The organism is Paenibacillus sp. FSL R7-269 (assembly GCF_000517865.1).
In the GTDB taxonomy this organism is placed as follows: domain Bacteria; phylum Bacillota; class Bacilli; order Paenibacillales; family Paenibacillaceae; genus Paenibacillus_AQ.
In genome coordinates this window covers 19410-31314 of the sequence record NZ_ASPS01000022.1, presented here as the reverse complement: position 1 = coordinate 31314, position 11905 = coordinate 19410, and the positions used below count along the sequence as shown (strand labels likewise).

Annotated in this window: 9 protein-coding genes; all 9 read left to right on the top strand. The window is 54.0% G+C overall.

Annotated features, from left to right (window positions below):
- Nucleotides 1-41 precede the first annotated feature (41 nt).
- Entirely contained in the window at nt 42-881 is an 840-nt protein-coding gene (locus tag C162_RS11880; protein ID WP_036694619.1) for an aldo/keto reductase, read from the top strand.
- Between the two features lie 163 nt (nt 882-1044).
- Nucleotides 1045-1941, top strand: coding sequence for an SDR family oxidoreductase (locus C162_RS11875; protein WP_036694617.1), 897 nt, complete (start codon nt 1045-1047; stop codon nt 1939-1941).
- Between the two features lie 222 nt (nt 1942-2163).
- Nucleotides 2164-2865, top strand: coding sequence for an ABC transporter ATP-binding protein (locus tag C162_RS11870; protein WP_036694614.1), 702 nt, complete (start codon nt 2164-2166; stop codon nt 2863-2865).
- Nucleotides 2866-2878: 13 nt separating this feature from the next.
- Complete coding sequence (locus tag C162_RS11865) at nt 2879-5437, top strand: ABC transporter permease (RefSeq protein WP_051493415.1); 2559 nt, start codon at nt 2879-2881, stop codon at nt 5435-5437.
- A 594-nt stretch (nt 5438-6031) separates the two neighbouring features.
- Complete coding sequence (locus C162_RS11860; RefSeq protein ID WP_036694611.1) at nt 6032-7777, top strand: ABC transporter substrate-binding protein; 1746 nt, start codon at nt 6032-6034, stop codon at nt 7775-7777.
- Between the two features lie 120 nt (nt 7778-7897).
- A complete protein-coding gene (locus C162_RS11855; RefSeq protein WP_036694610.1) occupies nt 7898-8869 on the top strand; it encodes an ABC transporter permease in 972 nt (323 codons plus the stop codon).
- 59 nt (nt 8870-8928) lie between these two features.
- Nucleotides 8929-9888 carry an ABC transporter permease gene (locus tag C162_RS11850; RefSeq protein ID WP_036694659.1) on the top strand — a complete coding sequence of 320 codons (960 nt, stop codon included), beginning with the start codon at nt 8929-8931 and terminating at the stop codon, nt 9886-9888.
- Nucleotides 9855-10871, top strand: a complete 1017-nt coding sequence (locus C162_RS11845; protein ID WP_036694608.1) for an ABC transporter ATP-binding protein — start codon at nt 9855-9857, stop codon at nt 10869-10871. Before C162_RS11850 ends, C162_RS11845 begins: the two co-directional genes overlap by 34 nt.
- Entirely contained in the window at nt 10868-11893 is a 1026-nt protein-coding gene (locus C162_RS11840; RefSeq protein ID WP_051493414.1) for an ABC transporter ATP-binding protein, read from the top strand. The genes C162_RS11845 and C162_RS11840 overlap by 4 nt, the downstream gene beginning before the upstream one ends.
- Nucleotides 11894-11905: the final 12 nt, after the last annotated feature.

Genomic DNA, 11905 nt, shown 5'->3' with positions numbered 1-11905 from the left:
AAGCATGAGATCGATGATCTTCACACAGGAGGCTCTTAAACATGACAAATCATATTCCGGAAATACTGCTGAATGATGGAAGGAAGGCACCTGCAATTGGCTTTGGAACTGCGCGGATCAGAGGCGCTGAGGGTGTGGAAAGTGTGAAGACAGCGCTGGATTTAGGCTATCGTCTGATCGATTCCGCATTCAACTATGAGAATGAGGGGGTTGTCGGAGAGGCGGTGCGGCAGAGCGGCATAGCCAGAGACCAGCTGTTCATTACCTCCAAGCTGCCCGGACGCCATCATAAGTATGAGGAAGCACTTAAGACCATTGAAGAATCGCTGTACCGGGCGGGGCTGGATTATTATGATCTGTATCTGATCCACTGGCCGAATCCCAAGGTGAACCTGTATGTGGAAGCGTGGCAGGCACTGATTGATGCGCGGGCAAAAGGGCTGATCCGTTCGATCGGCGTCAGCAATTTCCTGCCGGAGCATCTGGACCGCCTGATCAAGGAGACGGGGGTGGTACCGGCAATGAACCAGATTGAGCTGCATCCCTTCTATAATCAGGCAGAGCAGCGCGCATATCATGAGAAGCACGGAATCATTACAGAATCCTGGAGTCCGCTGGGACGCGGCGAGGATTTGCTGAAGAATGAACAGCTACGGGCCATTGCTGCAGCCCGGGGCAAATCCGTCTCGCAGATTGTTCTGCGCTGGCATGTGCAGCTGGGAGCCGTTCCGATTCCAAGGTCGCAGTCGGAGACGCATCAGCGGGAGAATATAGATATCTTCGGCTTCGAATTGTCGGAGGAAGAGATGAAGATGATCTCGGACATTCCGACCACCGGCCCGCTGTGGGAGCAGGACCCGGCCGTGTACGAAGAGTTCTGATTCATTAAATGTTATACAGTGGCGGCCCCTTGCTCTTTTGGCAGGGGGCATTTATTTTTGTGGCTGCACTCATACATAATTCGTTTAAGAAAAAGGGAAGCTGGTTACATAGAAAGAGTCAGAAGCCTACACAATCAGAAGCGAACAGAGGAGGAATTACATTATGAGTGATCAATATAAGATTCAAGACCCTGTGCAGCAATATGAAAAGGCTACGCCTGAATTCGAGCAGCAGCAGCCCAGTCCCGGCCTGGAGACGAAGATGCATCCGCGTCCCGATGACGGAGCGGGTACCTACAAAGGTAGCGGAAAACTCAACGGACGAAAGGCTGTTGTTACGGGAGCGGACAGCGGAATCGGGCGGGCGGTAGCGATTGCTTTTGCCCGTGAAGGCGCGGATGTGGTGCTGGCCTACCTGCCGGAGGAAGAAGCTGACGCGAAGGAAGTGGTTAAGCTTGTCGAGGAAGCCGGACGCAAGGCGGTGGCCCTGCCGGGTGATCTGAAGGACGAGAAGTACTGCGAGCAGTTGATTGCCAAGGCCGTAGAGGAGCTGGGCGGGATTGATATCCTGGCTAACATCGCCGGTAAGCAGCAGTTCGTGAAAGACATTGCGGATCTGACTACAGAACAGTTCGACGCTACCTTCAAGACGAATGTCTACTCGCTGTTCTGGCTCTGTAAGGCAGCGGTGAAGCATATGAAGCCGGGTAGTACGATTATTAATACATCATCAATTCAGGCCTATGAGCCTTCAGAGATTCTGCTGGATTATGCCACCACCAAGAGCGCGATCAACACCTTCAGCAAGGCGTTCGCCCAGCAGGTGGCGCCTAAGGGAATCCGGGTGAACGTTGTCGCACCGGGACCGGTGTGGACTCCGCTTCAGGTAAGCGGCGGACAGCCGGAGGAAGTCCTGAAGGAGTTCGGAGCCAAGACCCCGCTGGGACGCCCCGGCCAACCGGCTGAAATGGCCCCGGCTTATGTATTCCTGGCCAGCCAGGAATCAAGCTATGTCAGCGGCGAGACTCTGAATGCTAACGGCGGAATGCCGACCCCATAAATTAAGTTTGAGTAACAACATCTTTGAGCAAGAACCTCCGCTAGGAGGTTTTTTGCCGTGAGGGGAATACTCGCAGCAGTCTGCGTCACCTGGATTCAGCGGAGGGCGGCCTCCCCCACTTTTGCCATCATAGGGGGTTCATGTGCTACACTTGAGTAATTGAATCGGTATCTGCCAGTTCTGGTGCATTAGCGGTTTGTGGAGAAGACAGGAGGAGACGGCATGGCATTCGTAACGGTGAAGGACGAATATAAGCGCTATAAGATGGGGGAGACCCTGATTGTTGCCAATGACGGCATTGAGTTCGAGATTGAGAAGGGTGAATTTGCTGTAATAGTAGGGCCCAGCGGGGCTGGAAAGTCAACGGTGCTTAACATACTGGGCGGGATGGATTCCGCCGACGAAGGCCAGGTCATTGTGGACGGTACCGACATCGCACGATATAACGCCAAGGAACTGACCGGTTACCGCCGTAATGACGTGGGTTTCGTGTTTCAGTTCTATAATCTGGTCCCTAATCTGACCACCCTGGAGAATGTCGAGCTGGCTTCGCAGATCTCGCCCCGGGCACTCGATGCCCGGAAGGTGCTGGAGGATGTGGGGCTTGGCGCGCGGCTGAATAACTTCCCGGCCCAGCTCTCTGGCGGGGAGCAGCAGCGCGTGGCTATCGCCAGAGCGCTGGCGAAGCAGCCGAAGCTGCTGCTCTGTGATGAGCCGACCGGTGCGCTCGATTACAATACCGGCAAGCAGGTGCTTAAGCTGCTGCAGGATACCTGCCGCGACACCGGCACAACGGTGATTGTGATCACGCATAACCTGGCGATTGCTCCGATGGCCGACCGGGTCATTGAGATCAACAACGCCAAGGTACGGAAAATGGTGAAGAATCCAGCACCGGTATCCGTGGAAGATATCGAATGGTAAGGAGCCGGGAATGATGAAGAAACGGGCACTATGGAAGGATGTTTTTCGTGAGATCGGCCGCACCAAGGCGAGGTTCCTCTCGATCTTTGCAATTATTATGCTGGGGGTCAGCTTCTTCTCCGGGATCAAGTCGGCCGGACCGGATATGCTGGACACCGCAGCAACCTATTATAAGGATCTGCGGCTGATGGATCTGCGGGTCCAGTCCACTTACGGGCTGTCGGAGCGAGGGATTGAACAGCTTCGGGGGATACCCGGGGTGCAGACGGTTCAGCCTGTATACAGCTCGGACGTCTTTCTTGGCGACAGCGGGCTGATTGCCAAGGTCTATTCATATGCAGACAATAATGAACTGAACGGCTACAAGCTCACCGCCGGGCATCTCCCGGCAGCCTCTGGAGAGATTGTACTGGATGAGCACCTGCGCGAACAGGACAAATTCAAGCTCGGCGATTCTATTATCTTCGGCGGGGAGGCCGGGGAGAAGCCCGAACAGAGCTTCCGGACCAAGACCTATACCGTAGTAGGCTTCGCGCAGAGTCCGCAATATATTGAGACTGCGAACCGCGGAACCAGCCGGATCGGCAAAGGGACCCTTGATGCGTTCGCGCTCATCCCGGAAGGGGATTTCACACTTCCGGTATATACGGAGGCATACCTCAGCTTCAAGGATACGGCTGCCCAAACAGCCTATACGCCTGCGTATGATAAGCTGATTGAGCAGCATCTTTCCGGGGTGGAGGAGGCGCTGAAGGATTACCCGGCGCAGCGTCTGGAGGAGCTGAAGGCGGAGGCGGTAGCAGCGGCCAAGCAGGCTGCGGCTCAGCAGGGGACGCAACAGCAACAGCCACAACAACAGGCAGCATCCGCCGCACAGAGCCAGCCGGAGCTGCCCAAGATATATGTGGCAGACCGCACGATTAACCCGGGATACGCCGAATACAAGGATAATGCGGACCGCCTGTCCGCGATTGCGTCGGCTTTTCCGGTATTCTTTTTCCTGATTGCAGCGCTTGTCAGCTTAACGACAATGACCCGCATGGTGGAGGAGCAGCGGCTCCAGATCGGGACGTTGAAGGCACTCGGATACGGCGCTATGGACATCATGACCAAGTTTCTGGTGTACGGAACACTGGCTAGCCTTGCAGCATCTATTACGGGTCTAGCGGTCGGCTTCACGTTCTTCCCGGATCTGATCTATAATGCCTATAGCTCGCTCTACAACCTGCCGGATGTGATCAAGAGCTTCTATCCTTCCTACGCCGTGATCTCCATCATCGTAGCGCTGGTATGTACAACGATGACGGCGATGATCGCCGCGCGGGTGGAACTGCGGAGTAGCGCCTCTGTGCTGATGCGGCCCAAGGCACCGAAGAGCGGGCAGCGGATTCTGCTGGAGCGCTTCACCTTCCTGTGGAGAAGGCTCAGCTTCGTGCAAAAGGTAACGGCCCGCAATCTGTTCCGCTACAAGCAGCGGATGTTCATGACCGTTATCGGGGTGGCAGGATGTACTGCGCTGATTCTGACCGGCTTTGGACTGAAGGATTCCATTGGCAGCATCGCCGAGCGGCAGTTCGGCGGGATTATGAAATACAGCGCCCTGGTCGCCCTGCATGATAATGCAGCCGCAGCAGATCAAGCTTCCTATAAGGAGCTGATTGAACAGGAGACTGCGGTGACAGGCACGCTGAATGTACTGCAGGAGGCTATGACCGCCCGGGCCAAAGGCGTGAACGATCAGGAAGTACGGATATTTGTTCCCTCGGATACAGCTGATCTGGCGTCTTTCGTTAATCTCAAGGACCGCAGCACCGGTAAGCCGCGTGTACTTAGTGACGAGGGCGCGGTCATTACAGAGAAGCTGGCCAAGCTGTATGATGTTGCTCCCGGGGATACATTGACGCTTCTTGACAGCAATAATGAGCCATTCCAGGTCAAGGTATCAGCGGTCACTGAGAACTATGTGCTGCATTACGTATACATGACTCCGGCTTACTACACGGAGGTGTTCGGCAAGGAGCCGGTCTATAATACTCAATTACTCAACTACAGCGGCAAGGATAAAGGGTGGGAGAGTGCCTTCAGGGAGAAGCTGACTGCTAATGGCCAGGTGGCCTTGGTCAGCTTTTCCAGCGGAGTGGGAGAAGCCTTCGAGGAAACTATGGACAGTATGGATATCGTCATTGTGGTGCTGATTGTCTCTGCTGCCGCGTTGGCCTTCGTGGTTCTGTACAACCTGACCAATATTAACGTGTCCGAGCGGATCCGCGAGTTGTCTACGATTAAGGTGCTCGGCTTCTATGATAAGGAAGTCACTCTGTATATTTACCGGGAAAATATTCTGCTGACCCTGCTCGGCATCCTGTCGGGCAGTGCCCTGGGGGTGATCCTGCACCGTTTCGTCCTCTCGACCGCTGAGCTGGATGCCACCATGTTCGCTCCGCTTATCAATTGGCAGAGCTACATCTATGCAGCGCTATTGACCATACTATTTTCAGGGATCGTAATGGCTTTCATGCACATCAAGCTCAAGCGGATTCATATGATTGAAGCGCTGAAGTCGGTAGAGTAGTTCAGTCACGATTTTGTCAAAAAAATAAAAAAGCATCAGTATATAAGGAAGGATAATGAGCCGGGGGCAGAGGGAGCCCGGAGCCGTTATTCTTCTTTTTTGTGCCTGAAAAGGGCTGGATAACAAGAGGATTAGCGCAGAAACACACAGAAATATGATGAACAGTGTCGAAAAATAGCGAATATGATAAGAAAGTGTCATTAAAACTAACCCGATTAAACTCATTATAATGATGTGTGAAAGGTTTTTTTACAGTTATTCCAAGATACATTGGAAGTAAATGTTTCAGGAGCAAAAAAGTAAGATTATACAGCGGTAAATAAATATATTGACGTAAGATATATTCACATGTAATATAAACCATAATTTATGAGGGAAGTTGTGAGGCTTCCCGCCGGAAAAGTTATCCCTGATCCTAATTGACCTGCGGTCTATTTATCGCATTCCTTCAATATATATTAGGTGTGATGTTATGTCACATGTAATGCGAAGGCGGTCATTAGCAGTCTTAGGCGCATAACGATCCGGAGCATCCAGTCTCCCGAGAAGCTTTGAAGAGCAGGTACAAGCACCTAACTAAGGAGGAGTAAAGGAATGGCGAAAAAGAGAAAATGGTGGTCAGGTTTACTAGTCTTATCGTTGGTAGGGGTTCTATTTACAGGTTGCAGTACGAATAACACTGCGGGTTCTTCAACAAGTGCGCCTGCAGCCACTACAGCTCCGGCAGAGAGTACAGCGCCTGATGCTACGGAAGCACCTGCTGCTGACGCGCCTGTTGACGGCGGAACACTAGTTACAAGCTCATTCTCCGATATTGTTAATATTAATCCCCTCTTAGTTAATGACACCGCTTCTGGTGATGTGGCCCAATTCGTCTTCGCCAAGCTGTATAACCTGGACCGTGAAGGCAATGTACAGGCAGAGGATTGGTCGCTGGCTGCCGCGCTGCCGGAGATCTCCGAAGATGGCTTGACCTACACTGTGAAGCTGAAGGATACCGCCAAATGGAGTGACGGCCAGCCCGTCGTTGCAGATGATGTAGTCTACACCGTTGAAATGGCCAAGAATAAGGAGACTGGCTCGCCCCTGATCAGTGCCTTTGACAAGGTGAAGACCGTGGAGAAGGTCGATGACCACACGGTGAAATTCACGATGTCCCAGATTTACGCCCCATTCCTGTACGCGCTCGTTCAGGAGATTGTTCCCGCTCATGTTCTTAAGGATGTGAAGCCGACCGAAATGCAGAAAAACGCTTTCGGTACAGATCCGGCTAAGACCGTTACAAGCGGACCGTGGAAATGGACAGCCTGGAAGCAGGGAGAGAGCCATACCCTGGATGCTGATCCGGCCTACTGGGGAACCGTGAAGCCTCATATCGCTCAGATTATCTATAAGGTCTATGCCGACCAGAATACTGAAGTTCAGGCGATTATGAAAGGTGACACAGACCATATTAGTGCGATTCCTGTAACCCAGGTTGAAGCAGTTAAGGCTGACGGCAAAATCGATATCATCCAGAAGCCGGGCGCACAGTATGAATATGTTAACTTCAACTTTGACGGCAAGAACTTCCCGGATGGCTACGGCCTGTTCCAGGGACAGAAGACCAGACAGGCGATTGCCCATGCCCTGAATCGTCAAGGGATGGTAGACAATATCCTGAAGGGCGTAGGCGCACTGATGAATGCACCGTTCCTGCCAGATACCTGGGCTGACCCGGGTGATGCTGCTGTGAACTATGATTACAATGCTGAAACGGCCAAGAAGCTCCTGGCTGAAGACGGCTGGGTTGCGGATGCCAAAGACGGCATTCTGGTCAAAGATGGCCACCGCTTCTCCTTCGAGCTGCAGTATAATGCCGGCAACAGCCGTCGTGAACAGGTAGCCGCTGTTATCCAGCAGAACCTGAAAGATGTAGGCATTGAAGTGAAGCCTAAGGCGATCGATTTCGCTGCATGGATTGACCAGAACGTAACGCCGGGTAAATATCAGGCCCTGCTGCTGGCATGGTCGCTGAATACTCCGGACCCGGATGCAGAGAGCATTTTCTCCTCCAAGTATTTCCCGCCTGCCGGACAGAACAGCGGCTGGTATAAGAATGAGAAGCTGGATAAGCTGTGGGTAGACGGATATTCCACGGTAGATCAGGCTAAGCGCAAAGAAATCTACAAAGAAGTAGGTAAGGAAATCTCGACCGACCTTCCTTATGTCTTCCTGTATCAGTATGGTCAGGCGATCGGAACAGGACCTAGAGTGCACTGGGCAGAGGAGGATGCTCCTGAGCCGTCACTGGGCTACGGACAGTTCTTCCACGCTATCAAATGGTGGGTAACCGAGTAACGTACCGACTAACTGAATAGACTTGCGGGAGGTGAAAGAGAATTCTCTTTCACCTCCCCCTTTTGTATAAATGGGGGGCTTCCGTAATCTATCGCCTTACCATCTCTAGGAGGACAGCCAATGACAGAATATCTGATACGCCGTGTACTTCAATCGGTACTGGTCATCTTTCTGATTACCATACTAACCTTTCTTCTCATCCATGCGGCTCCGGGCGGCCCTACGCAAGTGATGCTCGCACCGGGACTGACGCCGGAAATATTTGCGCAGCAAGCCAAGAACCTGGGCTTGGATCAGCCCATTCCTGTACAGTATTTTCACTGGATCGGCGACCTGCTGCAAGGGGATCTGGGTTATACCTTTAAGAACCATATTGCGATCTCGGACCTGCTGTGGCCGCGTATCGGCAATACCATAATCCTGATGGGGGCAGCTTGGCTGGTATCGCTGCTGATCGCAATCCCCTGGGGAATCTACAATAGTACCAAAGTCTATGGTTTATCGGATCAGACGGCTTCCTTCATTTCTTATCTGGGCTTCGCCATGCCGACCTTCTGGTTCGGGATTCTGCTGCAGCAGTGGCTGTCGCTCAAGCTGGACTGGTTCCCATTGTCGGATATGCATACAAGAGGCAAGGAAGACAGTATCGCTGATTTATTCATGCATCTGGTGCTGCCAATAACAGTGCTGGCACTTGGTTTCCTGGCTTCTTATATGAAGTATGCGCGGGCCAGTATGCTGGAGGTGCTGGATCAGGATTATATCCGGACGGCACGGGCCAAAGGCGTCAAGGAACGGAAGGTCGTCTTCCGCCATGCCCTGCGCAATGCGCTTATTCCAATTATTACGATACTTGGCCTTGATCTTCCGATCCTGGTGGGAGGGGCCGCACTAACAGAGAATGTATTCAACTGGCCGGGAATGGGCCGTTGGTTCGTAGAGATGGCCACTGCGCGCGAATATTCGGCACTGATGGCTGTGACCATCGTAACGGCTGTGATGGTCGTCATTGGCAATCTTCTGGCAGATATACTGTATGTCGTAGTTGATCCCCGCGTGAAGCTCGGCAAGCAAGGGGGGAAGGCAGCATGAGTACAGACAATACTGAGCTTGCCAAAGGGAAGGTATCCAAGCCGCTGGGGACACCGGATATGAGTCCGATGCCGGGCGGGACCGACCCGGAAATTCCAGTGGTGGATCTGGACAGACCTCCCGGCCCATGGAGAGTGCTGTGGAAGAAGTTTTCACGCAATCCTTTTGCCATGGGCGGATTGGCCGTCCTGCTTATCTTTGTGCTGCTGGCGATCTTCGCACCGTTCCTGACTTCCTATGGGCCGGAGAAGATTGATCTGATGTTCGCCAACCTGAAGCCGGGAGCGGAGGGTCATCCCCTCGGCACTGATGAGCTGGGCCGTGATATTCTCAGCAGATTGCTCTACAGTGCGCGAATCTCGTTGCTTATCGGTTTTTCCGTTGCTTTTGTATCCGTGCTGGTCGGATCAGTGGTCGGAGCCATTTCGGGTTACTTCGGCGGATTTGTGGATACGGTATTCATGCGTATTGTTGATGTCATGAACTCCGTACCGTCCCTGTTCCTGAATATCCTGGTGATGGCGCTGTTCGGAACAAAGATTAAATTCATGATCCTGATTCTGGCGTTCACGAGCTGGATGAGTATTGCCCGGCTGGTCCGGGGAACCTTCCTGCAGCTGCGTGAAATGCAGTATGTGGAGGCGGCCAGAGCAATCGGGGTATCCAGCTGGGGGATCATCTTCCGGCATCTGCTCCGTAATGCAAGCTTCCCGATTATTGTCAATGCCACGTTGATGGTCGGCGGCGCGATTCTCAGTGAATCTGCATTGTCCTATCTTGGTCTTGGTATCCAGGCTCCGGCTACGAGCTGGGGGCTGATGCTTAGCAACGCGCAGGAGTTCATGCTGGTTGATCCGATGCAGGCGGTGTATCCGGGCTTTTGCATCCTGATGGTGGTGCTGGCGGTTAACTTTATCGGCGACGGCATCCGGGATGCCCTTGATCCCAGACAGCAAGTGACCAAATCCCGGAGGAGGCTGGAACAATGGCGCAAAAACTACTCGAAATCCGGAAACTAACCGCCGGCTTTGCGACAGAGAAGGGGCTGCTCAAAGCAACCGACGGCATCTCCCTTACGGTGAATAAAGGTCAGACGGTCTGTATTGTAGGCGAATCCGGCAGCGGCAAAAGTGTCACCTCGCTGGCGATCATGCGCCTGATTGATTATGCGGGCGGTATGATCCTGGATGGACAGATTGACTTCCATGGACAGGATCTGGGGGCGAAGAGCCAGGAGGAGATGCGGGAAATCCGCGGCAACCAGATCGCTATGATCTTCCAGGACCCGATGTCTTCGCTCAACCCGGTCTTCACCATAGGCGAGCAGATCGCTGAGAGTCTGCGGCTGCATCAGAATAAGAAGGATGCAGAAGCGCTGAAGCTGGCGGTCGATCTGCTTAGATTAGTGGGGATTCCCGCACCGGAGATCCGTGCGAAGCAGTACCCGCATGAGCTGTCCGGCGGGATGTGCCAGCGCGTAGTCATTGCGATTGCGCTGGCCTGTAAGCCCGAGCTGCTGATTGCCGATGAGCCGACCACCGCGCTTGATGTGACGGTCCAGGCGCAGATTCTGGATCTGCTCCGCAAGCTTCAGTCGGAGCTTGGCATGTCCATCCTGCTGATTACCCACGACATGGGGGTGGCCGCCGAGATGGCGGACCGCATTGCTGTCATGTATGCGGGTGCTATCGTGGAAGAGGGCGGTGTGGAAGAGATCTTCGACCATCCCAGCCATCCTTATACGATAGGTCTGCTCCAGTCAATTCCGGGGTTCGAAGGCGGACGGGGAGGCGAGCTCTATACGATCAGCGGAACGATTCCGCCGATAGGACAATTGCCTGCGGGCTGCCGCTTCCACCCGCGCTGTCCGCATGCTATGGAGATCTGCCGGAGCCAGGAGCCGCCGGATTTCATGATCACGGGTGATCACCGGACCGCCTGCTGGCTGTTCAAGGATAAGCCAGTTTCAGCGGGTACCAGCAGGGAGGCGAAGCGCGCATGATGAACAGGGCAGCAACCATACCAGACCGTAAGCTACCCGCTTCTTCTGAAGTGCTGGTGGAAGTTAAAGATATTAAGAAATATTTTCCGATCACCAAGGGTCTGCTTAACCGGACCGTTGGACAGGTGAAGGCTGTGGATGGGGTCAGTCTGGCGATCCGCCAAGGTGAGACGTTCGGGCTGGTCGGGGAATCCGGCTGCGGCAAATCCACTTTCGGACGGGTACTGCTCCGGCTGCAAAGTGCGACCGGGGGGCAGGTGTTATTCAAGGGCCAGGATATCCATTCGCTGGGTTCGCGTGACATGCGGAAGCTGCGGGAAGAGATGCAAATTATCTTCCAGGACCCGTTCGGGTCGCTCAATCCGCGCTTTCTCGTCAAGGATATTATCGGCGAGCCGCTGCGCATTCACTGGAAGATGTCCGGCAAGGAGATCGATGCCCGGGTAGTTGAGCTGATGGAGCTGGTGGGTCTGGATGCCAGCCGCCGGAACCGCTACCCGCATGAATTCTCCGGCGGACAACGCCAGCGCATCGGTATCGCCCGGGCGATTGCACTGAATCCGCAGTTTATTGTGGCCGATGAGGCCGTGTCTGCGCTGGACGTATCCGTGCAATCCCAGGTCATTAACCTGCTGATGAAGCTGCAGAAGGAACTGGGCCTCACCTTCCTTTTCATCGCGCATGGTCTTAACGTAGTCCGGCATATCTCTGACCGTGTTGGGGTTATGTACCTGGGTAAGCTGGTGGAGGTAGGAGAGACGGAGGAGCTGTTCGCGGCTCCGTTGCATCCGTATACTGCCGCCCTGCTCTCGGCCATTCCCAAGCCTACGCCAAGGCGCAAGCAGGAGCGCATTATGCTGGAGGGAGATGTGCCCTCCCCGGCCAATCCGCCCTCGGGCTGCCGGTTCCATACCCGCTGCCCGTTCGTCCAGGACAAATGCCGCTTCGTGGAGCCGCTGCTGGAAGAGGTCCTGCCGGGCCGTCCGGTAGCCTGTCATTTCCCGTTACTTCCGAAATCCTGATTAAGGATTACC